Source organism: Rossellomorea arthrocnemi, assembly GCF_904424705.1.
GTDB lineage: Bacteria > Bacillota > Bacilli > Bacillales > Bacillaceae_B > Rossellomorea > Rossellomorea arthrocnemi.
The window spans coordinates 39,755-63,570 of the sequence record NZ_CAJGBF010000008.1 but is presented as its reverse complement, the minus strand read 5'-3'; the positions used below and the strand labels follow the sequence as shown (position 1 = coordinate 63,570).

Genomic DNA, 23,816 nt, shown 5'->3' with positions numbered 1-23,816 from the left:
CCGACCGGTTAGTATTTTGGTGTGTGGAGACTGTATGAAACGGGAGGCAGGAATATGAATGTAATTGACTTGTTTGATCTATCTGGAAAGGTGGCACTGGTGACAGGTGGAGGCAGGGGTCTTGGGAAGCAGATCGCCACCGGATTTGCTGAAGCAGGAGCAAATGTGGTGGTCTGCTCAAGAAATGTAGAAGCATGTGATGAAGTAAAAAATGATTTAGAGGGGATGGGTGTTCAAGCTCTTTCCTTTCAATGTGATGTCACAAATCCGGAAGATGTCGAGAGGGTTGTGGATAAAACCAAAAAAGCGTTTGGGCGCATTGATATTTTGGTGAATAATAGTGGAGCTTCGTGGGGGGCACCTGCAGAGGAAATGCCTCTTGAGGCTTGGCATAAAGTCATCAACGTAAATGTGAATGGAACCTTCATTATGTCACAGGCCGTGGGAAAGCTGATGCTTGCACAACAGGACGGGAAAATCATCAACATCGCGTCCGTAGCAGGACTTCAAGGTACGGACCCAAGGTATATGGATGCCATTGGTTATAGTACAAGTAAAGCAGCTGTCATCAATTTCACGAAAGATCTGGCTGTGAAATGGGGATCTCGGGGGATCAATGTAAACGCGATCGCACCAGGCTTTTTTCCAACAAAAATGTCAAAGGGAATCCTTTCCCATGCAGGGGAAGCGATTTTAGAAGGTACACCTTTAAATCGATTGGGCAGCGAAGATGATTTAAAGGGAGCGGCTCTATACCTTGCTTCCCGTGCATCTGATTTTGTAACAGGCTCAGTCCTTGTGGTGGATGGCGGCTCATCGGCGATGTAACCAAATTATTCTCCCTAAGGAAGGATGGATGTCATGGAGTTCTCCTATTCTCCAAAAGTACAAGAATATCAAAATAAACTCTCCCGCTTCATGGAAGAGTTCGTATACCCGAATGAATCCCTTTACGAACAGCAATTAAACAGGCAGGACACCCGATGGAGTTCGGTCCCGCCCATCATGGAAGAATTAAAAACCGAAGCAAGAAAACAAGGGTTATGGAACTTATTTCTACCAGACAGTGAGTATGGGGCAGGATTAAGTAATGTGGAATATGCACCGCTTTGCGAAATCATGGGCAGGTCTTTAATCGGTCCGGAAGTGTTCAACTGCAACGCTCCGGATACCGGAAATATGGAAGTGTTAGAGCGTTACGGCACCCCTGCCCAAAAGGAGCGATACCTGATCCCCCTCCTGAATGGTGAGATCCGCTCCTGTTTCTCGATGACGGAGCCGGAAGTCGCTTCATCCGATGCTACAAATATCAAGGCAAGCATCGATAGTGACGGGGATGAATACGTTATCAATGCCAGGAAATGGTGGTCTTCCGGCGCAGGTGATCCACGGTGCAGCTTCTCTATCTTAATGGGGAAAACAGACCCTGATGCAGGACGCCATGAACAGCAATCCATGATCATCGTACCTTTGGACGCAGATGGTGTGAAAATCGAACGGATGCTTCCGGTCTTTGGATACGATCACGCTCCCCATGGGCATGGAGAAATCACCTTTACCGATGTCCGGGTGCCCTTAGAGAATATGATCTGGGCAGAAGGGAAAGGTTTTGCCATTGCTCAAGGGCGATTAGGTCCAGGCAGGATCCACCATTGCATGCGTTTGATCGGGGCAGCGGAAAGAGCACTTGAAGAATTATGTAAGCGTGTTCAAAGCAGGGAAGCATTTGGGAATACGCTCTCAAGTCAAGGCGTTGTAAAAGAATGGATCGCGGATTCTAGAATCGAAATTGAACAGGCTCGCCTTCTGACCATGAAAGCTGCTTATATGATGGACACCCGGGGGAATAAATTGGCCAAACAGGAAATCGCGATGATCAAGGTAGTGGCGCCTTCCATGGCATTACGTGTCATAGACAGGGCGATTCAGGCATTTGGGGCTGCCGGAGTATCAGGTGATCATTCCATGGCGGCGCAATGGGCGAATGCCCGTACATTACGACTTGCCGATGGACCTGATGAAGTGCACCGTGCCCAATTGGCTAAATTAGAGCTGGAAAAATATCAAAAAGCTTCTCCGGTAGAGAGCTAGGAAGAGAGAGTGATGGATTATGAGACTCGCGGGAAGGGTTTCCATCATTACCGGAGGAGGCGGTGGAATCGGACGTGCGACAGCTCTAAGATTTTCTGAAGAAGGTGCTGCCGTGGTCGTGGCAGATATGGATGAAGCGAATGGGGAAGAAACAGTAAGGCTCATTGAGGAACAAAATGGGCAGGCATTGTATATGAAGACGAATGTGAGAGAAAGTGAAAGCATACAAAGGCTCGTACATAAAACCGTCGAGCATTTCGGAAGTCTTGATATCCTGGTTAATAATGCAGGGATTGGACAGTCGGAAGTCAGGGGTGTCGATTTAGAAGAGACGGAATGGGATGATGTCCTTGATACCAACTTAAAGAGCATATTCCTTGGAATGAAATATAGCGTACCGGAACTGATGAAGAAGGGGGGAGTTATCGTGAACGTCTCGAGTCTTCTTGGGTTAAAAGGGAGAAAGTACGTATCAGCCTATAATGCGGCAAAAGGCGGAGTGGTCTTGTTGACGCAAAACGCCGCTTTGGAATATGGAAAGGATCGTATCCGGGTGAATGCTGTAGCTCCTGGTATTATCGATACGAATATCATTGAGGGGTGGAAGAAGGATGAAAGGAAATGGTCAGTTATTTCTCAGGCAAATGCCCTCAAGAGGATTGGGAGCCCGGATGAAGTGGCATCTGCGATCTTGTTTCTGGTTTCGGATGAAGCATCCTTTATCACGGGAGCCACATTATCAGTAGATGGTGGTGGGTTGATCTATTAGGGACCTTACAGTGGCATCTGAATAATCAAAAACGGAAGGAATGATTTTGTGACAACTAAATCATGGCACGCTCATTATCCTGAATCGTTTGAAACTGAAGTACCGGCAATTGATTTCTCATTACCTGATATGCTCCGACAAATCGCTTCAACGTATCCGGCACATCCCTGTATAAGCTTCTATCAAAACCGCATGACATATAGAGAACTCCAAGAAGCTGTTACATTGTTTTCTGCTTCACTTCAACAAACCGGGACGAAGAAAGGGGACCGGGTCGCCATCATGCTGCCTAACTGTCCACAATATATCATTTCGTATTATGGAATCCTTACCGTTGGTGGGATTGTCACACAGGTGAATCCGATGTCCGTTGAAAGGGAACTCATCCATTTACTTAATGACTCCGGAGCAGGGACCATCGTAGTTTTAGACCGCTTTTATCCGATCATTAAATCCATTCAGAAAGAAACAAAGGTGAATACGATCATCGTAGTCAGCTTCCAAAGTGAAAACGCCTTGTCTGACTACAATTTTAATGAATTTTTAAAAGTGGGTGGCGAAGGGGTTTCTCACATTTCAATAGAACCAGAAGATGTGGCCGTCCTTCAATACACAGGTGGAACAACCGGCGTGTCAAAGGGTGTGATGCTTACACACAGCAATATCCTTTCAAATGTCATGCAAAGTCAGAGCTTTTTCAAAGATAGCATTCAAACAGGGGAAGAAAGAAGTCTGAGTGTGATCCCCTTCTTTCACGTATTTGGAATGAATTCATGCATGAATTTTTCCATCTATTCAGCGAATGAAATGATCCTTCTGCCTCGTTTTGAACTCTCAGAAGTATTAACGACGATTAAGAAGGAGAAACCTACACTGTTTCCGGGAGTGCCGACCATGTATGTGGCGATTACCAATCACCCTGATGCCGAAGAGTACGGGATTGATTCAATCAAGATATGCAATAGCGGAAGTGCCCCCATGCCTGTTGAGCTATTAAATCAGTTCGAGAAGAAAACAGGAGCAAAGATATTGGAAGGGTATGGTTTGTCAGAAGCCTCTCCGACGACCCATTGTAATCCCGCCTTTGCAGAGAGGAAGCCTGGAACGGTCGGAATCGGCCTTCCATCTACAGATTATAAGGTAGTCGATCTGGCTACTGGTATGAAGGAAGTATCTACCGGAGACATAGGAGAACTGATTATCAAAGGTCCCCAGGTCATGAAAGGCTACTGGAATTTACCTGAAGAAACCTCCAATGCGCTTCGAGATGGGTGGCTTTATACAGGAGACATTGCCCGGATGGACGATGAAGGGTATGTATCGATTGTGGACCGCAAGAAAGATATGATCATTGCTTCAGGGTATAATGTGTATCCCCGGGAAGTGGAAGAAGTCATCTATGAACATCCAAGCGTACAGGAAGCTGTCGTGATCGGGGTACCTGACTCATATCGGGGAGAAACGGTGAAGGCGATAATCGTGCAAAAAGCAGGTGAAAAGGTGACAGAACAAGAATTGGTTAGGTTTTGCCATGGGAATATGTCTTCATTCAAGGTCCCAAGGATCATCGAATTTCGGGATGAACTCCCAAAGACCAGTGTAGGGAAGATTTTAAGAAGGGCCCTCCGGGAAAATGTGATATAATTCAGTTGATATTGGCAGATTGAGGGGACATCATATGAAAGAAAAAATGACAGAACAAGCAGTGCAGTTGTTTGATGAAAAAGGTTTTACCGTCACTTCCATTCAGGACATCGTCGAATCAATTGGGGTGACGAAAGGAACATTCTATTACTATTTTTCCAGTAAAGAAGAGCTTTTAAAGGAAATTCATGTGCGATATATAGATGGCTTATTGGCCAAACAGGAAAAGATTCTAGAAGATGACAGCAAATGTTTCCGTGAGAAACTTTTTGACATCATTCATCTTTCCATTGTGGACATCAATGAGCAGGGAGCAAGTGCCAAAGTGTTTTTCAGAGAGATGAGACACTTGAGCAATGAGAGCCTGGATCAAATCGAACCCAAACGGGATATGTACCGCTTTAATATTGAAAAGCTCTTGAAAGAAGGAAGAAAGTCCGGGGATTTCCGAAACGACTTTGACGTTTCCGTTGTAGCCTTTGGTATACTCGGTATGATGAACTGGAGTTATCAATGGTATAAGCCGGGTGGTGCGAAATCTGATAAAGAAATAGCAGGTACATTTGTCGATATGGTTTTAAAAGGGATTGAATCAGAGTAGAGGGAAAGCCGTTTCATCTTTTCCTCTACTCTGCACATACCGACCGGTTAGTATAATATGGGAAGGAAGGCGGTTACTTGGAAACCATCACGGTAAAGAGTAGATTCTGTGAAACAGACGCGTTGGGGCATATAAACAATACCACTTACTTTGTCTATTTAGAGGAAGCACGAATTAAATTCTTTCAAACAATCGGATTCGACATGGATGTGAAGGATTGGCGTTTTATTTTAGCTTCCACCAAATGTGATTTCGTATCACAAGGTTATTTCAATCAAGAACTGGAGATCACCACTTATATCTCCAGGGTCGGAACAAAAAGCTTTCAGTTAGAGCATGATATTTTATGTGCGGAAACTCATCATTTGATTGCACGAGGGAATGCGGTGATTGTTTACTTTGATTTCCAGGAACAGCGTAGTAAAGTAATCCCTGACTTGTTAAAAAAGCAGTTAAACATTCATTTTTGTTCAAAGAAAACTGAATATTCTTGAATCTGGGAGGGATAAGATGACGGAACGGGTGGAATATGAAACGGTTTCGGTCCGAAAAGGAGAAGAATTAAATGAAGCCAAATTAAAGAACTTCCTGATAGAGCACTTTTCTTATCTGCAACACGAAGAGTTGAGCATTAAACAGTTTTCTGCGGGACATTCAAATCTTACGTATTTGCTTTCAATGGGGAAATGGGAAGGGGTTTTGAGGCGTCCCCCTTTAGGGCCGGTCGCACCCAAGGCACATGATATGAAAAGAGAATTCAGAATCCTTTCAGAGATCCATCCTGTGTTTGAGGTTATGCCAAAACCATACGTATTCTCTGATGATGAAGAGATTGTCGGAAGCCCATTCTTTATCATGGAACGAAAAAGGGGTGAAGTATTTGATACATCTTTCCCCCCGCATCTAGATGTCACACCAGAGGTATGCAAAAAAATCTCGGAAGAAATGGTATCAAAATTGGTTGAGCTTCATTCCCTTGATCACACGAAAACAGCACTTCATAAAATCAGTAAACCCGAACACTTTATGGAGAGACAGGTTCACGGGTGGATCAACCGTTATGAACGTGCCAAAACGAGAGAGATTCGTGAAGTAGGGAAACTGACACAGTGGTTGATCAAAAACGTCCCTGAAAATGCGGAATCTACATTCATTCATTATGACTTTAAATTAAACAATGCGATGTTTTCAGAAGACCTGACATCGATGGTGGGATTATTTGACTGGGAGATGGCGACTGTCGGGGACCCTCTTGCAGATTTGGGTGTTGCCATGGGGTATTGGATCCAACAAGATGATCCTGAATTGTTGAAAAACGGACTAGGGAAGCCTCCAGTGACAATAATGGACGGTTTTTTTAGCAGAAGACAATTCATTGATGAATATGCCACAAGAAGCGGAAGGGACGTGAACCATATTCATTTCTATTTGTCTTTTGCCTATTTTAAGCTGGCGGTCATCGTGCAGCAAATCTATTACCGTTTTAAGACGGGGCAGACAAGCGATGCCCGATTTTCTGAGTTTGATCGGTTTGCACAATCATTAATTACCCTTGGAAATCAGACAGCATTTGATTTCAGGGAATAAAGAAGGGGATGAATACGATGCAATCACTATTAGTCGAAAAGAATGACCGGGTGTTGAATGTAACCTTAAATAGACCAGACAGCTTAAACTCCTTTGATGAGGGCATGCTTAATGGAATGATTACAGCGCTGGAAGAGGCTGAACGCAATCAGGAAATCAGGGCGATCGTGATCCGCGGTGCTGGAAGGTCATTCTCCGCCGGTGGCGACGTGAAAACGATGGGAAGTGCGACTCCAGCCCAAGTCTATGAACATATCGGAATACTAAATTCATGTATCAAAGCCATCAAGGAAATAGAAAAGCCGGTCATTGCTACCGTCCATGGTTTCGCCGCAGGTGCCGGATTTAATTTAGCCCTGGCCTGTGATGTGCTCATTGCATCGGAGAGCAGTCAATTTGCAATGAGCTTTTCTAAAGTAGGGCTCATTTCTGATGGAGGGGGTTCGTATTTTCTCCCACGGTTGATCGGTCCTCATCTTGCGAAGGAGTTCTTTTTTACAGGAGAATCTGTGTCTGCCCGGAGGATGTATGAATTAGGCGTGATCAATAGACTAGTACCGGCTGATAGATTAGAGGAAGAAACAAAGGTGTTTGCTTCTCATTTAGCTACCGGTCCAAGCAAAGCATACGGAATGATGAAAAAAATGATTGATCGTTCATTCACTACCTCCCTGGATGAAATACTGGAACAGGAAAGAATCACTCAAACTCTGATGATTTCAACGGAAGATCATTTAGAAGGAGTTTCAGCGTTTAAAGAAAAAAGAACCCCATCTTTTTCGGGGAATTAGGAGGAATAGAGATGAAAGCGATTCAATTTAAGGAGTTCGGTGGTCCCGATGTGTTGGAGAATGTAGATATTGACATTCCTTTACCCCAAGGGAGAGAGGTATTGATCCAGGTGCATGCATCTGCTGTCAATTATGCGGACACTGCCAGGCGCGAAGGGCAATATGTCGTAAAGACACGTCTCCCATACATCCCCGGTGCCGAAGTATCCGGCATTGTAAGCGAAGTCGGGGAAGGTGTGAAAAGAGTCAAAAAAGGAGATAGGGTAGTAGCCATGATGGATTCAGGAGGGTATGCAGAATTTGCACTGACAGATGAACGATCAATCATCCCCATTCCTTATGGCTTGGATTTCAAAATAGTGGCCGCAATACCCGTACAGGGTTTGAGTGCGTATCATATTTTGAAAACACTGGGAAGATTACAACAGGGTGAAACCGTCCTCATTCACGCTGCTGCAGGTGGTGTCGGGCTGCTTGCGGTTCAACTAGCAAAACGATTCGGTGCCGGTAAAGTGATCGCCACTGCCAGTACAGAAAATAAACTTCTTCTTGCAAAAGAAATGGGGGCAGATGTATTAGTTAACTATTCAGAGGATGAATGGGAGAAAAAAGTATTAGATGCTACAAGTGGAAATGGTGTGGATCTCGCATTGGAGATGGCAGGTGGTGACATTTTCTATAAAACATTAAAATGTCTCGCCCATTTCGGGAGAATGATCATTTATGGTGTAGCAAGCGGAGAGCAAAGCAGATTCTATCCATCTTCATTAATGGCCAAGAATCAGTCGGTTACCGGTTTCTTTCTTCCTCCTCTGATGAGAAATTCCGAGTTGACCAAGAAAATCCTTAACGAAATCTTTCAATATGTGGCAATTGGCGATTTAAAGGTCACAGTCGGGCACGTGTTTCCACTGGAGGAAGCAGCCAAGGTTCACTCCCTCATGCAGGGAAGGCAAACGGTAGGAAAAGTGATCCTGCAACCTTAATTTCATAAAAAAGGGGGAAGAAAGATGAACTTACGCTTATCTGATGAACAAAGGATGATTCAAAAAACCATTCGTCGATTTGTAGAGAAAGAATTGATTCCTTTAGAGAATGAAGTGCTACGAAATGAAAGGGAAGGAAAGCCCAGTCTCCCTCCAGAAAAAAGGAAAGAGTTGCAAATGAAGGCGAGAGATGCCGGATTCTGGGGCATCAACACTCCGGAGGAATACGGAGGGGCGGATCTTGGTCAAATGATGATGGCGATCGTCTATATGGAAATCTCCAAGACCTTTGTACCATTCTCCTTTGGCGGGTATGCCGATAACATTCTTTATTATGCCAACGAAGAACAGAAGAAAAACTATTTGATACCGACAATTAATGGAGACAAGAAATCATGTTTTGCCATGACAGAACCCGGTGCAGGATCCGATACCCGTAATATCCGGACTACAGCCGTGAAAGAAGGAAACGAATGGATCTTAAATGGAGAGAAAACGTTCATCACCGGTGGAAATGAAGCAGATTTTGTGATGGTCATGGCCGTGACGGATAAAGAAAAACATCGTCGTACCGGTCGTGAAGGAGTCACATGCTTCATAGCGGATCGAAGCATGGGGTGGACGTCTGAATATATCCACACAATGGGGGAATGGGGACCGGCAAGTCTTTTCTTTGATGATGTAAAAGTTCCGGAAGAGAATATTTTGGGTGAAATCGGAGGCGGCTACGATCTGGGCTTGGAATGGATCGGCTTTGCCCGCTGGATCGTAGGTGCCCAGGCGGTCGGGGCAGCAGAACGTCTTCTTCAAATGGCCATTGATTATTCTAAAGAGAGGGAGACCTTTGGAAAGCCTATTGCGGATCGACAGGCGATTCAATGGCAGATTGCTGATTCCGCCGTGGAAATTGAAGCGGCACGATGGCTCGTATTAAATGCAGCATTCACTCTGGATAAGGGGGAGGATAATCGCCATGTTGCGTCCATTGCAAAACTTTATGGATCCAATATGGGTAACCGAGTCGTTGATCGTGTCCTCCAAATTCACGGGGGGATGGGCTATACAAGAGAGCTACCCATTGAACGCTGGTATCGGGAGGCAAGGTTATGGCGCATTTATGATGGGACCGATGAAATCCAGAAACTGATCATCTCAAGGAATTTATTAAAAGGTCATGTGAAACTGGGGCAATTTGTATAATTGGATAAGGAGGCAGAAGTGATGGGAGAGAGATTCGCAGGTAAAGTGGCATTGATAACGGGTGGAAGCAGAGGAATCGGTAAAGCAATTGCGAGACTTTTTGCTGAAGAAGGAGCAAAGGTTGCTGTCATCGATGTAAATGGTGAGGCATTGCAAGAAGCAGCTGAAGAATTAAAGCAGTTTGAATTATATACAAAAGTAGCAAATGTAGTGGAATCTCAGGAAGTGGAAAATGCGATGAAGGAAGTATATGAATCATTTGGATCCCTTGATATTGTCGTCAACAATGCAGGTGTCATCAGGGATAATCTTTTATTCAAAATGACCGAGCCTGATTGGCAGGCGGTCATGGATGTGCATTTAAACGGTTCATTCAATGTAGCGAAGGCGGCTCAAACATACATGGTAAAAGAAAAGTATGGACGTATCATCAATATCTCATCCACCTCAGCACTTGGAAATCGTGGCCAGGCCAACTACGCTACAGCGAAAGCAGGTCTTCAGGGATTAACGAAGACCCTTGCCATAGAACTTGGTCCTTTCGGGATTACGACGAATGCAGTAGCACCGGGTTTTATCGAAACCGATATGACGAAAGAGACAGCGAAACGAATTGGAATTCCATTCGAGCAATTAATCGAAGCGAGTCTTCCAGGTATTCCCGTTGGGAGATGCGGGCAGCCCGAAGATATAGCGAATGCCGTGGCATTTTTTGCAGATGAACGTTCATCTTTTGTCAATGGTCAAGTCCTATACGTTTCAGGGGGACCGAAAAGCTAAAAAAAGAGAAAGAGGTGCAGGATATGTTTCAATCATATATCGGTAAGCGGTCTACTCCTGTCGAAAATTCCGTAGAAAAAGGAGCGGTTCGGAAATTTGCGGAAGCCATTGGCGACCCCCATCCCATTTATGTGGATGAAATGGCAGGAAAACACTCCTCATATGGGGGAAACATTGCACCACCCACCTTTCCAAGAGTGTTCGACTATGGAACGATCGAAGGTTTTCATTTACCCAATGTTGGCTTGATTCACGGGGAGCAATCCTTTCATTATGAAAGACCATTGAAGGTTGGGGAAAGTATTCAATGTTTCACGGAAATTAAAGACTATTATGAACGCGATGGCACGGGAGGGAAACTCGGTTTCCTTGTCATTGAAGACGTGGGTGAAGACTTAAGGGGAAAGAGGATCTTCACTTCCCAAGCAATTGTCATTATCACAGAAGAAGTTAGAAAGAGGTTGAGTACATGACAACACTTCAATCGATCGAAATAGGTGGTACACTTCCCCCGGTAGAATTGGCACCGGTAACTAGAATGGATCTGATCAAATACGCAGGAGCTTCCGGCGATTTTAACCCCATTCATACCATCGATGATGAAGCCTTGAAACTTGGCCTTCCAGGCATCATCGCTCATGGCATGTGGACGATGGGAAATGTGTCCAAACTCTTCAGCCTCCACTATGAAGAAGGGTTTATCAAAGAGTACTCGGTACGTTTTAAAGGGATGGTCATGTTGCATGATGTGATTACATTACGGGCAGTAATGGCGAAAAAAATGGCAGAGACCTTTCATTTTAACATTTTCGCAATCAATCAAGCAGAGAAAAAAGTACTTGAAGGGAAAGTAATCTTTAAAGCGTTTTATTAGTTTCAGAGAAAAAACAGCAGAATTAAATAAAACATAGCTTTCTAGAAATATGTCGTAGATTCCACCCCGATTGAATAAACATAGAGAGAAGTAGTTTTTCCAAAAATGAGTCAAAAGACATAAATCCGATCGAAAAACTCGGGTTGACTTCTTCGTGAATTATGATATTATTTAGAATATTAAAATGAATAACTCTTATCCAGAGTGGTGGAGGGATCTGGCCCTGTGAAGCCCAGCAACCTACGTATTGTAAGGTGCTAATTCCAGCAAAATGTGAAGCCATTTTGGAAGATAAGGTAACCTTACCTGAACAACTTTCCAAAATGGAAAGTTGTTTTTTTATGCATGATTGATCTGGATAAGATGAAAAATTGGGGGTATCATGTGACAAAAGAAAAGAGCCAACCAGCACAGTTTGACGTGGTCGCAGAGAAGATCCAGTCCATGCTCGAAACCATGAGTTTTGGTTCGATCACGATTATCGTTCAAGATGGAAAAGTCATTCAATTAGAGAAAAATGAAAAAGTCCGAATTAAATAAGCTGACTAGACAAACTAGAGGCGCATAACAAAGATAAAGGGACTACTATATCTTGTTATCGTCTCTTTTTATTTGGATAAGCATCAGGGAAAGGGGTTTATCATGTTAACCTATCGGACTTGGAAACAACCAGCCGTGAAATTTGAAGTGGATCCTGTTTACAAAGGAGCGTTGAATGTTCTGAAGTGGACATATGATCATTATGGTGAAAGCGTGGTATATGCATGCAGTTTTGGAATTGAAGGGATTGTACTAATCGATCTCATATCCAAGGTACAACCGCAGGCGGCCATTGTTTTCCTGGATACCGGTGTACATTTCAAGGAGACCTATGAAACGATCGAAAAGGTGAAGGAAGCCTATCCGGGTCTGACCATTCATATGAAAAAGCCTGAACTGACACTCAAGGAACAGGCAGAAGCACATGGAGATAGACTTTGGGAGAAAAATCCGAATCAATGCTGTCAAATTCGAAAACTTGACCCCCTAAAAGAAACCTTATCCAAAGGCAATGCATGGATATCGGGATTAAGAAGGGAACAATCCCCGACAAGAAGTCATGTTGAATTCCTTAATAAGGATGATAAATTTCAGTCGGTTAAAATTTGCCCACTGATCCATTGGACCTGGAAGGAAATTTGGCGATACGTCCATAAGCATAATCTTTCATATAATGCCCTTCACGACCAGGGGTATCCGAGTATAGGCTGTTTTCACTGTACAACACCTGCCTTCGACATCAATGATCTCCGCTCCGGAAGATGGAAAGGAAAAGGGAAAACAGAATGTGGCCTTCATTAACACAGGTGTTACTCTTTGCTTGAAATCACGGCTCTGATCATTAGTTTGTTCTTCGCCATGAATATTGGTGCCAGTGGAGCGGCAGCATCAATGGGAGTTGCATATGGTGCGGGAGCGATAAAGAACATCAGGACAGCATTATGGATTTGTGCCGCGGGTGTCCTGAGTGGAGCGGTCCTTGGAGGAGGAGAGGTAGTAAAGACAATTAGTTCAGGGATTATTCCTCAAAATCTATTGTCAATTAAAATCGTCATCATTATCTTGTTGTCTGCGACGATTTCATTGTTTTTGGCGAATGTAATCGGAATTCCGTTATCAACGAGTGAAGTAACGGTAGGAGCGGTTGTAGGAGTCGGCGTAGCTTATCAGATTCTTTATGTGAAGTCACTTGTTACAATCATGTCTTTTTGGGTGATTGTCCCGGTCATTGCGTTCTTTATTACATGGATTTTCGGTTTAGGTATAGTGCGACTGGAAAAGAGGGGGTATCATTTTGAAAAAAGATGGCTTGCTTACCTGCTGATCATCGCAGGGTTCTTTGAAGCTTTCTCAGCAGGGATGAATAATGTAGCAAACGCTGTCGGCCCATTGGTGGGGGCGGGACTGCTATCACCTTCACGGGGTATCTTTATAGGTGGTTTATTTGTGGCACTTGGCGCGATATTGCTGGGAAAGAAAGTTGTCGAAACCAACGGAAAGAAAATTACCCAGTACTCTAAAGCAGAAGGAATCACGATATCTTCTACAGGAGCCATTCTCGTCATGGTTAGCTCCCTGTATGGATTACCGATTCCTCTCACACAGGTCACGTCCTCTTCCATCATAGGCTTAGGTGTAGCTAAAAACGGTAAGCACATGCTGCAAAAGAAAATTGTAAAAAAAATCGTCAAAATCTGGGTGGTCTCTCCCCTGATTTCACTCAGTATTTCGTACTTTTTAGTTAAACTCTTGGTCGATAGCGACCTGTATTCGATCGTGGTCCCTATCAGCGTCATCATTGCCACAGCGGGAGCCTTGTCCCTTATGCGGGTCATTAATGAGGAAAGACGGTCTGTCCACGAAGATGGAGGGGGAATATAAACTTAATTCCGATTAAAACAATATGTTAAGGAGGATATTTTACATGAGTTTACAGCCACACGGAGGAGTATTGGTTCAATCTTATTTACCTCAAGCACCATTTGAGGACATTCAACAAGAAATCCAGCTGGATGAAATCGCGTTAAGTGATTTGGAGCTCATTGCCATTGGGGCATACAGTCCAATCGATGGATTTTTGACAGAACAGGATTATCAGAACGTGGTTGAATCATTGCGGTTAAAGAATGGATGTGTTTGGAGCATTCCCATCACCCTGCCAATTGAGAAAGATAAAGCAGGTTACTTGAAGAAAGGGATAACGAGCAGGCTGGTATATAAGGGTGAAACATATGGCCTTATTGAAATAGAGGATGTTTTTGAACCTGATAAACAAAAAGAAGCCTTTCTTGTATACGGCACGATCGACAAGGATCATCCAGGCGTACAGAAATTATTCCAGCGGGGGGACGTGTATGTCGGAGGCAAGATCACATTGCTAAAGAGACAGGCAAAACCTTTCAGTGAGTATACATTTGATCCAGCTGAAACGCGTAAATGGTTTAACAAAAAGGGGTGGAAAACGATTGTCGGTTTCCAAACTAGAAACCCTGTTCACAGGGCACACGAGTACATTCAAAAAACAGCGTTGGAAACCGTGGATGCCCTATTTTTGAATCCATTAGTCGGGGAAACAAAAGCAGACGATATTTCAGCAGATATTCGTATGGAAAGCTATGACGTCTTATTAAAGAACTATTACCCGAAAGACCGTGTATTTCTCGGAGTCTTTCCTGCTGCCATGAGATATGCCGGACCAAGGGAAGCCATCTTTCATGCATTAGTTCGAAAAAACTATGGATGTACTCATTTTATTGTCGGAAGAGATCATGCAGGCGTGGGTAGTTATTACGGAACTTATGATGCACAAAAAATCTTTGATCAGTTCAGCGAAGAAGATATCGGGATTATTCCTCTTCGCTTCGAACATAGCTTCTATTGTAAGAAATGTGAAGGAATGGCGACAACGAAGACCTGTCCTCATGGAAATGAACATCACGTCATCCTTTCAGGAACAAAAGTGAGAGGGATGCTCCGCAGTGGAGAAGTTCCTCCCTCCACATTTAGTCGACCAGAAGTGATTAAAGTCTTAATTAATGGGTTGAAACAGGAATCAAAACAATCGTCTTGAGGAGGAGCATAGATTGAGTGAAAAACAACAAAACATCGTATGGCATGAAACAGCGATTACGAAACAGGAGAGAAGGAAACATAATGGGCATCAAAGTTTCATCCTGTGGTTCACGGGGTTATCGGCATCGGGTAAATCAACTTTAGCCAATGCATTGGCTGCTTCCCTTTTTCAACAGGGAAAGCAGGTGTATGTCCTTGATGGGGACAATATCCGCCATGGATTGAATAAAGATTTAGGCTTCAATGAAGATGGTCGCAAAGAAAATATCAGGCGGATCGGGGAAGTGTCTAAACTTTTTATCGATAGCGGTCAAATCGTCCTCACAGCCTTTATTTCGCCCTACAGGGAAGACCGGAATCTCGTACGTAAATTAGTAAGACCGGAAGAATTTCTGGAAGTGTTTGTACAATGTTCTTTAGAGGAATGTGAAAAGCGTGATCCCAAAGGCTTATACAAAAAAGCCCGTAATCAGGAAATCACTCACTTCACGGGAATCAGTGCCCCATACGAAGAACCGGAAAACCCGGAGATCATTCTCAATACAGAGAAGCAATCCCTGGAAGAATGTGCCGAGTCTTTACTGCTCGTACTAAAACAAAAACAACTTATATAAGGAGAGAAAATAATGGCTTATACAAAATCATGGGAATCGAATGAGAAGCTCAATAAAACAGAAAAATGGAAGCTGGAAAAAGACGGATTGGCAATCTTCAAAGATATTCCATATTATGCAGAAAACGGGTTTGCATCCATCCCGAAAGAAGAGTGGGATAAATTCAAATGGGCAGGTCTTTACCTGCAAAGACCTAAAGAAGATGGGTATTTCATGATGAGGGTGAACGTCCCGTCCGGCATACTGAGCTATGAACAGGCACGGGAGCTTGCGGCCATTTGTAAAGAATACGGCAGGGACGTCTATGACATCACGACCCGACAGGCCATCCAGTTCCACTGGTTGAAGATCGAACAAATCCCTGATATCTTCAAACGCCTGGAGAAAGTCGGTTTATCTTCTGCAGGGGCATGCGGGGATATCACACGGAATATCGTCGGAAACCCCCTTTCCGGAATCGATCCGGATGAACTCTTCGATACAAGAGCCGTTGTAAAGGAAGTGTATGATTTCTTCCAGCATAATGAAGATTTTTCAAATTTACCGAGAAAATATAAAGTGTCGATCTCGGCGAACGTCAACAATGCAGCGAATGCCGAAATCAACTGTGTTTCTTTCCTTCCGGCGAAAAAGCAGATAGATGGGAAAGAGGAAAACGGTTTTCACCTGAAGGTCGGAGGTGGGTTGTCTTCCAGGCCACTTCTGGCACAAGAATTGGATGTATTTGTTCTTCCTCATCAAGTGAAAGACGTAACGGTTGCCCTTACGACCATTTTCCGTGATTTCGGTTATCGGGAGAAACGGCATTTAGCCCGCTTGAAATTTTTAATGGCCGACTGGGGACCAGGGAAATTCAAAGAGAAGCTGTTGGAATATGTGGATCTTCCACCGGCAGGAACCAATGCAGTAGAAGGCTGGAACGCAGGATATTTCTACGGTGTTCATCCTCAGAAACAGGAAGGTCTGAATTATGTGGGACTGAATGTTCCTGTTGGCAGACTGAATTCAGATGAAGTATATGAGCTCGCAAGGATTTCCAATAAATATGGAAATGGTGAACTCAGAAACTGTAACTCTCAGAATCTCATCATACCGAATATACCGGATGAGCATGTAGATGCTTTACTCTCTGAAAAGATCTTTGACCGGATTTCAACTAGTCCATTATCTTTCATCGGATATTCTGTATCATGCACAGGGATTGAATATTGCAATCTCGCTTTAGTGGAGACAAAGGAGCGGATGAGACAAATCGCAAATCAACTGGATCAGGAATTGTCGTTGGATGTACCAGTCAGAATCCATATGGTCGGTTGCCCGAATTCATGCGGACAGCGACAAATTGCAGATATCGGTCTACAAGGAATCAAAATGAGGACGAAAGATAAGAAAATGATTGAAGCATTTGAAATCTACGTAGGCGGTACCCTTCAGGACGGCGGGAAGTTAAATGAAAAGTTAAAAGGGAAAGTCGAAGCTTCCAATCTAGGCGAGGTCGTCAAGCAACTCTTGATTCATTTCAAACAAACAAGAGAGCAGGGGGAAACGTTTTTTGACTATATAAACCGTGTCGGTACAGCTCCCCTTCAGGAATCATTGGATCAACTGCTACAGGAAGCGTAAGGAGGCAATGAATATGAATTTGTATCGATTTGAAGTCACTGCCCGGGACTTTGTCACGATTGTCGTAATAGCAGCTGACACGGATGAGAAAGCTTTTGACCTGGTTGAAATCGAACTTGAGAAGTATTTTTTGAAGAAACCGGAAGTGGTGGACATCTCACTTTATGAAAAAAAGAGAATTCGTGGAAATGGTGCAGGATTTGTCCTGCACGAACAGGAAACAATCATTAAATCTTAGGAGGGAAACAATGGGAAAGGTATATTTAGTGGGTGCAGGTCCTGGAGATCCGGAATTGATTACGGTTAAAGCGTTGAAAATGATACAAAAAGCAGATGTCATACTTTATGACCGCTTGGTGAATAAAGAGCTCCTCTCTTATGCGAAGAAGGGTGCAGACTTAATCTACTGCGGGAAACTGCCAAACTATCATACGATGAAACAAGATACGATCAATCATTTTCTTGTGCGTTACGCTTCCAGCGGAAAACTGGTGGTGAGGTTAAAGGGGGGAGACCCCTTTATATTCGGAAGGGGTGGAGAAGAAGCGGAAGCATGTGCGAAAAAAGGGATTCCGTTTGAAATCGTCCCGGGTATCACGTCAGGAATCGCGGCGGCTGCTTATGCAGGGATTCCTGTCACTCATCGTGACACAAGTTCAAGCGTTGCCTTTGTAACGGGGCATAAACAGAACAATCAGCAGGAAGATGAAAAGTGGGAAAGCCTGTCTAAAGGAATTGATACACTTGCGATCTATATGGGTGTCAGTAACCTTCCATATATTAAGGAGAAACTTATCCAATACGGAAAGTGCAGGGATACACCTGTTGCTCTTATCCATTGGGGAACAACCGAAGTACAAAAAACGGTCACAGGTACACTGGATACAATCATTGAGATTGTGAAAGAAGAAAAAATAGAGAATCCAAGTATGATCATCGTTGGTGAAGTGGTCCGGTATCGTGAAAAGATTCAATGGTTTGAAAAGAAAATAGTCATGAGCGAGGCTTTATAGATGAAGCGGGCAGTCTTGTACGTTTGCCATGGAAGCCGTGTTGTAAAAGCTCGAGAAGAGGCGATTGCCTTTATTAAGAGGTGTCAGGATAAAGTCGATGCGGATATCCAGGAAATAAGCTTTCTGGAACTTGCCTCACCTTCCATTCAAGAAGGATTTGGCACATGCGTTGAAAAAGGCGCAACTCACGTATCAGTCGTCCCACTCCTCCTTTTGACTGCTGTTCATGCCAAAAAGGATATCCCTGTTGAAATTTCAAAATGCAGGGATGCCTATCCCCATATAAAGGTGAATTATGGTCGTCCTATTGGTGTTCACGATAACATGGCAGAAAGTGTCATAAAGAAAATAGAGGAAGCTGTGCCGATGAATTCATCTACCGCTGCTGTCTTAATTGGACGGGGAAGTACCGATCCGGATGTTTTGAGGGATTTAGATGCTATCGCTGATCTTATATATAGAAGAACTCAATTATCTGAGGTAAAGACCTGCTATTTAACGGGGGCCTCACCAAGCTTTACAGAGACCTTGGAATACTTGACACATACGGAGAAAAACGTCATCTTCATTCCATACCTTTTGTTTACAGGATTGCTCATGAAAGGGATTAAAAAGGAAATACGCCGGACTAAAAACGATCACATCTTCCTGGGGAACTATTTAGGATATGACCCCCTTGTAGAAGTAGCATTCCTGGAGCGTGTAAATGAATCACTTTGGACTAAAGGAGATTTATATGCTGCCAATCATGATTGATGTGAGGGGAAAACAAGTAACGATTGCAGGTGGAGGGAAAGTGGCTCTCCGGAAGCTCTCCGTGTTTTTAGAACACGGAGCAAAGATAACAGTCATCAGTCCGAAAGTGGTGGATCAGATCCAAGTATTATGTGAAGAAAATAAAATTTCATGGATCAAGAGAGAAGTGCTGCCGGAAGATTTAAGAAGTGCGTTCATCGTCATTGCCGCTACGAATGACCGAGATGCAAACGAACAAGTGAATGCGCACTCTGAGGAAAATCAGCTTTTATGTATAGTGGATAATGGTGATTGTGGAAATATGCAGATGGTTTCCTTTAAGCAAAGAGGGAATTTCACGATAGCTGTATCAACTGGTGGAGCAAGTCCATTCCTGGCAAAAAAACTTTCCAATCAAATTTTTCAGCCATTTGATGATTCTTTTTTTGAGAAGCTTGCGTTCATTTCCTCCAAAAGAAAAGAAATCAAGGATTCAGACTTGTCAGAGGGGGAGAAAAGAAAGCTATTAAAACAACTTTCAGAACAGCTGTAAACGGAAGGGAATATCATCCGTGGGCCCATTATACGAACAATAATTAGATAAGTGATTGTATTGTTAAGAAATGGACCTTTACAAATGAAGGAGATGCCGGTATACTATCCATTATCAAATCAATATTCGTTTTCACTCATATAATAGCGGGGATATGGCCTGCGAGTTTCTACCGGATTACCGTAAATGATTCGACTATGAGTGAGCAGTGATGAGTTCGTTAAGGGCGGACGCACTTTGCCTATCCCAAAGATCATTGTCTCACTCTGGTGTGAGTACAATGATCTTTGGGTTTTTTAGTAGATTGTATATCTTAAATCTTAAAACAGGTAAGGAGCTTCTAAACCATGAATTTATTACTAGAGAAAATTAAAAATGAGGGTATTGTCCTTTCAGAAACGGTATTAAAAGTAGATTCATTCCTGAACCATCAGGTGGATCCAGAATTAATGTTGGAAATTGGAAAAGAATTTGCGGAACGTTTTAAGGACCATGGAGTCACAAAGGTACTGACCATTGAATCATCAGGGATTGCTCCGGGAGTAATGGCTGCTCTTCAGATGAATGTTCCTCTCATATTTGCACGTAAGAGGAAATCGTTGACTCTATCAGAAGACATCCTGACTTCAAAGGTGTATTCATACACTAAGCAGGAAGAAAACACGATTTCAATCTCAAATAAGTACATACAAGAAAGTGATCGGGTATTATTAGTGGATGATTTCCTGGCGAACGGACAGGCAGCCCTTGGATTAGTGGATTTAGTGAAACAAGCAGGTGCAGAAGTAGCTGGAATCGGGATTGTTATTGAAAAGTCCTTCCAAGACGGAGGAAATCTTGTTCGTGCAACCGGTTATAAGGTAGAATCCTTAGCTGAAATAGGGTCTCTTGAAAACGGAGAAGTACAATTTAGGAAAGAGGAGGCACGAGTATAATGAAGAATCAGCCGCTTAAACTTGCATCACTCGGTATTCAGCATGTTCTTGCAATGTATGCAGGAGCGGTTATCGTACCTTTAATTGTTGGAGGAGCACTTGGACTCTCAGGAGAACAGCTTACTTACCTGGTCTCCATCGATATCTTAATGTGTGGAATCGCAACTTTGCTGCAAGTGTGGAAGAACCGTTTCTTCGGGATTGGACTGCCAGTTGTTCTGGGTTGTACGTTCACGGCGGTTGGGCCCATGATTGCCATTGGAGGTCAGTATGGGATTTCTGCTATTTATGGATCGATTCTCGTTTCAGGTCTTTTCGTTGTCGTAATCAGTAAATATTTCGGAAAGCTTGTCCGCTTCTTCCCACCTGTTGTAACGGGATCTGTCGTGACCATCATCGGGATCACACTGATCCCCGTCGCCATGAACAATATGGCTGGAGGACAGGGTAGTAGTGATTTCGGTTCGGTGGAAAATTTGTCATTAGCGTTTGGAACTTTGTTATTTATTTTATTTTTGTATAAATTCTTTACAGGGTTTGTCCGCTCTATTTCCATCTTACTCGGGTTGATGGCAGGGACTGCCGTTGCATTTGTGTTAGGGAAAGTGGACTTCAGTGCGGTTGGTGATGCGTCATGGTTCCATATGGTAAAACCATTCTACTTCGGGATGCCGACATTTGAAATTACAGCCATTCTCACCATGATCCTTGTAGCCATGGTCAGTCTGGTAGAATCAACGGGTGTTTATTTCGCTCTTGCGGATATCAGCGATAAAGAGATTTCTGAAGAAGATTTATCAAGAGGATATCGTGCTGAGGGGTTAGCCATCTTGTTGGGTGGACTATTTAACGCTTTTCCGTATACGGCGTACTCCCAGAATGTCGGGTTGGTACAGCTTTCAGGCGTGAAGCGGAATAATGTGATTTATGTCATGGGGGCTTTTCTGGTGATCCTTGGTCTTGTCCCTAAAATCGGGGCTCTCACCACGGTGATTCCTGCTTCTGTATTAGGAGGGGCGATGGTGGCCATGTTCGGTATGGTTGTGGCATACGGAATTAAAATGTTAAGTCACGTGAATTTTGCTTCACAGGAGAACTTACTGATCATCGCGTGCTCTGTTGGAATGGGACTTGGTGTAACAGCGGTTCCGGAATTGTTTGCTCAAATGCCATCCAGCATCCGTATCTTGACGGATAATGGAATTGTAGCAGGCAGTTTGACGGCGATTGGATTGAATGTATTCTTTAACGTGTTTTCAAAGCGAAAGCTGAATGTTGTGGTTAGTGAACAGAAAGCTTCCTGAATTTTCTCTGCAAAACCGTCATTTCTATTTCATATAGAGGTGACGGCTTTTTATCGTTAAAATAATTCTGAATTATCAGATATAAGAGGAGGGGATTCGTACACATGGCACGAACAGTATGGATAGGGAATGTGTAAGAAAGGATTTATCTTAATCACGAGGAGGGAAAATATGTACGCAACGACTGGATCTATTTTTGACCAAACTGTAAAGAAATATCGCGATAAGGAAGCCATTGTAGAAGAGAAGACGGGAAAGCGGTTAACATATGGACAATGGCAGGATGAAGTTCATCGTGTGGCTAATGCCCTGCAGGATGCATGTGTAAAAAAAGGGGACAGGGTTTCTACGTATCTATTTAATACATTGGAGCTAGCAAACGTATATTTTGCATGCGGGAAAATTGGTGCTGTAATCAATCCGATAAATTTCCGGCTAAAGGGAAAGGAAATACAATATATTTTAGAAGATGCAGTACCTCACGTTGTTATTTTTGAAGAATCACTCACCCATCCAATAGAGGAGATTTCAAAAAGTTTTCCTCAAACTCATTTTTGGTATGTGGGGGACAGTGCACCAGAATTTGCACATAGCTATAACGAGATAGTGAGTCCTTGTTCCACGGAATTGGCAGACATTACAGTAGAAGAAACGGACGTTTATGCCGTCATGTACACGAGCGGGACTACAGGAAGACCAAAAGGGGTGCTGCACAGACACCGGGATATGGCCGAGCAGAGCTTGATTTGTACATCGGTCATGGGAATTTCACCCAATGATATCGGACTTGTGACAGCACCCATGTTCCATTGTGCCGAGCTTCATTGCTGTTTCCTGCCACGAGTACAAGCGGGATCAAAGAATATCATTGTCCATCAATTCCAGCCACACACCGTTTTGGACGTCATACAACGTGAGAACGTATCAACGCTTTTCGCAGCACCTACCATGTGGAATATGCTCCTTCAGCATGGGGTGGAAGAGTATGACACTTCTTCACTGAGGATCGGTCTATATGGGGCTGCGCCGATGGCACCTGTTCTTGTCAGGGCTCTTCATGAAAAGATGAAGATCGACCTGATCCAGGCGTATGGTCAGACGGAAATGGGACCGGCGGTGACGTTTCTGCTTCAGGATGAACAGTTGACGAAGACAGGTTCGGCAGGACGAGCTGCTTATAATCATGAAATTCGAGTGGTAAGACCCAGTGAAAACGGTCCTTCCGAGCCAGACGATATCTGTAAACCAGGTGAAGTCGGGGAAATCATTGTCAGGGGTTCCTGCACGATGCTTGAATACTTAAATCGGAAAGAAGCATCGGAAAAAACGTTGTATAAAGGCTGGTACCATTCCAGTGACTTAGGTTATATGGATGAGGAAGGATATCTATATGTAGCTGACAGAGTGGATGATATGGTGATTTCGGGAGGAGAAAACGTTTATCCGCGTGAAGTGGAAGACGCACTGCATGTTCATGAAGATGTTTTGGATGTCGCGGTCCTCGGGAAGCCAGATGAAAAGTGGGGAGAGAAGGTTATGGCAGTTGTAGTTTCGAAAAATCCTTCTCTCACTTCAGAGGATCTTGATGTCTTTTTAAAAAATGGGGATCTGCTCTCTGATTATAAGAGGCCAAGGGAATATCTTTTTGTAGACGAACTTCCTCGAAATGCCAGTGGTAAAATCCAAAAGTTTTTATTAAGAGGAAGTGATGTGGTAAAAGAATATCGAATTTGAGATAGAATTCCATTTTGGGGTCCATAAACATTTCTGGCCATTTTTGAAAAAGGTTCCTCCAGTCCCAGGAGCAGGTAATGGCACGAATTAGATGAAAGAAAACCACCCAAGAATGTGAGAGGCAAAAATTAGAAACGGTATAAAAAATCAGAAGGCAATAAATAATTAAACCATCAATCATTCCTTAATTAATTTTGTTTGAAAAAGCTTCTGTTCGTTTACGTGACCACTGAAAAAGTAGTTAAAAATGCAGTTATTAGGGGGGCAAAATGTCTCCCTACTAGTCTATCGTGGCTTAGAAGAGAATCTGGAGTCTCGGAATTTAGATATCGTTTTTTACCTCTAAAATACTGCATTTATTCAGTGGCCA

The 23,816-nt window shown here is 43.5% G+C and carries 26 protein-coding genes and 2 riboswitches; all 26 genes read left to right on the top strand.

Annotated elements, in window-relative coordinates; translation table 11 throughout:
- The first annotated feature begins 54 nt into the window (after positions 1-54).
- The gene (locus BAA9072_RS12495) at positions 55-828 is read left to right on the top strand and encodes an SDR family oxidoreductase (protein WP_201715020.1); all 774 of its coding nucleotides are present in this window, start codon (positions 55-57) and stop codon (positions 826-828) included.
- Positions 829-861: 33 nt separating this feature from the next.
- Positions 862-2,091: an acyl-CoA dehydrogenase family protein gene (locus BAA9072_RS12490; RefSeq protein WP_201715019.1), complete on the top strand. Its 1,230-nt coding sequence runs from the start codon at positions 862-864 to the stop codon at positions 2,089-2,091.
- A 19-nt stretch (positions 2,092-2,110) separates the two neighbouring features.
- A complete protein-coding gene (locus BAA9072_RS12485) occupies positions 2,111-2,860 on the top strand; it encodes an SDR family NAD(P)-dependent oxidoreductase (protein ID WP_201715018.1) in 750 nt (249 codons plus the stop codon).
- Positions 2,861-2,908: 48 nt separating this feature from the next.
- On the top strand, positions 2,909-4,504 hold the full coding sequence (locus BAA9072_RS12480; protein ID WP_230980849.1) for a long-chain-fatty-acid--CoA ligase: 1,596 nt from the start codon (positions 2,909-2,911) through the stop codon (positions 4,502-4,504).
- Positions 4,505-4,538: 34 nt separating this feature from the next.
- Complete coding sequence (locus BAA9072_RS12475) at positions 4,539-5,105, top strand: TetR/AcrR family transcriptional regulator (protein WP_201715017.1); 567 nt, start codon at positions 4,539-4,541, stop codon at positions 5,103-5,105.
- A 77-nt stretch (positions 5,106-5,182) separates the two neighbouring features.
- Positions 5,183-5,599, top strand: coding sequence for an acyl-CoA thioesterase (locus tag BAA9072_RS12470; protein WP_201715016.1), 417 nt, complete (start codon positions 5,183-5,185; stop codon positions 5,597-5,599).
- Positions 5,600-5,615: 16 nt separating this feature from the next.
- Complete coding sequence (locus tag BAA9072_RS12465) at positions 5,616-6,692, top strand: phosphotransferase family protein (protein ID WP_201715015.1); 1,077 nt, start codon at positions 5,616-5,618, stop codon at positions 6,690-6,692.
- Between the two features lie 17 nt (positions 6,693-6,709).
- Complete coding sequence (locus BAA9072_RS12460; protein WP_408015233.1) at positions 6,710-7,483, top strand: enoyl-CoA hydratase/isomerase family protein; 774 nt, start codon at positions 6,710-6,712, stop codon at positions 7,481-7,483.
- Between the two features lie 11 nt (positions 7,484-7,494).
- The gene (locus tag BAA9072_RS12455) at positions 7,495-8,469 is read left to right on the top strand and encodes a quinone oxidoreductase family protein (RefSeq protein WP_201715013.1); all 975 of its coding nucleotides are present in this window, start codon (positions 7,495-7,497) and stop codon (positions 8,467-8,469) included.
- A 24-nt stretch (positions 8,470-8,493) separates the two neighbouring features.
- Positions 8,494-9,669, top strand: coding sequence for an acyl-CoA dehydrogenase family protein (locus BAA9072_RS12450; RefSeq protein ID WP_201715012.1), 1,176 nt, complete (start codon positions 8,494-8,496; stop codon positions 9,667-9,669).
- 21 nt (positions 9,670-9,690) lie between these two features.
- The gene (gene fabG / locus BAA9072_RS12445; RefSeq protein ID WP_201715011.1) at positions 9,691-10,449 is read left to right on the top strand and encodes a 3-oxoacyl-ACP reductase FabG; all 759 of its coding nucleotides are present in this window, start codon (positions 9,691-9,693) and stop codon (positions 10,447-10,449) included.
- A 23-nt stretch (positions 10,450-10,472) separates the two neighbouring features.
- Positions 10,473-10,922, top strand: a complete 450-nt coding sequence (locus BAA9072_RS12440; RefSeq protein ID WP_201715010.1) for a MaoC family dehydratase N-terminal domain-containing protein — start codon at positions 10,473-10,475, stop codon at positions 10,920-10,922.
- Positions 10,919-11,323 carry a MaoC/PaaZ C-terminal domain-containing protein gene (locus BAA9072_RS12435; RefSeq protein ID WP_201715009.1) on the top strand — a complete coding sequence of 135 codons (405 nt, stop codon included), beginning with the start codon at positions 10,919-10,921 and terminating at the stop codon, positions 11,321-11,323. Before BAA9072_RS12440 ends, BAA9072_RS12435 begins: the two co-directional genes overlap by 4 nt.
- Before the next feature lie 192 nt (positions 11,324-11,515).
- A riboswitch (SAM riboswitch) is annotated at positions 11,516-11,621 on the top strand.
- 86 nt (positions 11,622-11,707) lie between these two features.
- Positions 11,708-11,863, top strand: a complete 156-nt coding sequence (locus BAA9072_RS24515) for a YezD family protein (protein WP_330999293.1) — start codon at positions 11,708-11,710, stop codon at positions 11,861-11,863.
- Positions 11,864-11,965: 102 nt separating this feature from the next.
- Complete coding sequence (locus BAA9072_RS12425) at positions 11,966-12,664, top strand: phosphoadenylyl-sulfate reductase (RefSeq protein WP_201715008.1); 699 nt, start codon at positions 11,966-11,968, stop codon at positions 12,662-12,664.
- A 57-nt stretch (positions 12,665-12,721) separates the two neighbouring features.
- Positions 12,722-13,744 (top strand): inorganic phosphate transporter, encoded by a 1,023-nt coding sequence (locus BAA9072_RS12420; protein WP_201715142.1) that lies wholly within the window; start codon positions 12,722-12,724, stop codon positions 13,742-13,744.
- 43 nt (positions 13,745-13,787) lie between these two features.
- Entirely contained in the window at positions 13,788-14,933 is a 1,146-nt protein-coding gene (sat, locus tag BAA9072_RS12415) for a sulfate adenylyltransferase (protein ID WP_201715007.1), read from the top strand.
- A 13-nt stretch (positions 14,934-14,946) separates the two neighbouring features.
- A complete protein-coding gene (cysC, locus tag BAA9072_RS12410; RefSeq protein ID WP_201715006.1) occupies positions 14,947-15,549 on the top strand; it encodes an adenylyl-sulfate kinase in 603 nt (200 codons plus the stop codon).
- Positions 15,550-15,561: 12 nt separating this feature from the next.
- A complete protein-coding gene (locus BAA9072_RS12405; protein ID WP_201715005.1) occupies positions 15,562-17,172 on the top strand; it encodes a nitrite/sulfite reductase in 1,611 nt (536 codons plus the stop codon).
- Positions 17,173-17,185: 13 nt separating this feature from the next.
- Entirely contained in the window at positions 17,186-17,410 is a 225-nt protein-coding gene (locus BAA9072_RS12400) for a DUF3906 family protein (protein ID WP_201715004.1), read from the top strand.
- Between the two features lie 10 nt (positions 17,411-17,420).
- A complete protein-coding gene (gene cobA, locus BAA9072_RS12395) occupies positions 17,421-18,185 on the top strand; it encodes a uroporphyrinogen-III C-methyltransferase (protein WP_201715003.1) in 765 nt (254 codons plus the stop codon).
- Complete coding sequence (locus BAA9072_RS12390) at positions 18,186-18,941, top strand: sirohydrochlorin chelatase (RefSeq protein ID WP_201715002.1); 756 nt, start codon at positions 18,186-18,188, stop codon at positions 18,939-18,941.
- Complete coding sequence (locus tag BAA9072_RS12385) at positions 18,922-19,473, top strand: precorrin-2 dehydrogenase/sirohydrochlorin ferrochelatase family protein (protein ID WP_201715001.1); 552 nt, start codon at positions 18,922-18,924, stop codon at positions 19,471-19,473. Before BAA9072_RS12390 ends, BAA9072_RS12385 begins: the two co-directional genes overlap by 20 nt.
- A gap of 116 nt (positions 19,474-19,589) precedes the next feature.
- Positions 19,590-19,691: riboswitch (purine riboswitch) on the top strand.
- Positions 19,692-19,820: 129 nt separating this feature from the next.
- Entirely contained in the window at positions 19,821-20,408 is a 588-nt protein-coding gene (locus BAA9072_RS12380) for a xanthine phosphoribosyltransferase (RefSeq protein ID WP_201715000.1), read from the top strand.
- Positions 20,408-21,712 (top strand): nucleobase:cation symporter-2 family protein, encoded by a 1,305-nt coding sequence (locus tag BAA9072_RS12375; RefSeq protein WP_201714999.1) that lies wholly within the window; start codon positions 20,408-20,410, stop codon positions 21,710-21,712. Before BAA9072_RS12380 ends, BAA9072_RS12375 begins: the two co-directional genes overlap by 1 nt.
- 171 nt (positions 21,713-21,883) lie before the next feature.
- Positions 21,884-23,446 (top strand): long-chain-fatty-acid--CoA ligase, encoded by a 1,563-nt coding sequence (locus tag BAA9072_RS12370; RefSeq protein WP_201714998.1) that lies wholly within the window; start codon positions 21,884-21,886, stop codon positions 23,444-23,446.
- The last annotated feature ends 370 nt before the right edge of the window (positions 23,447-23,816 follow it).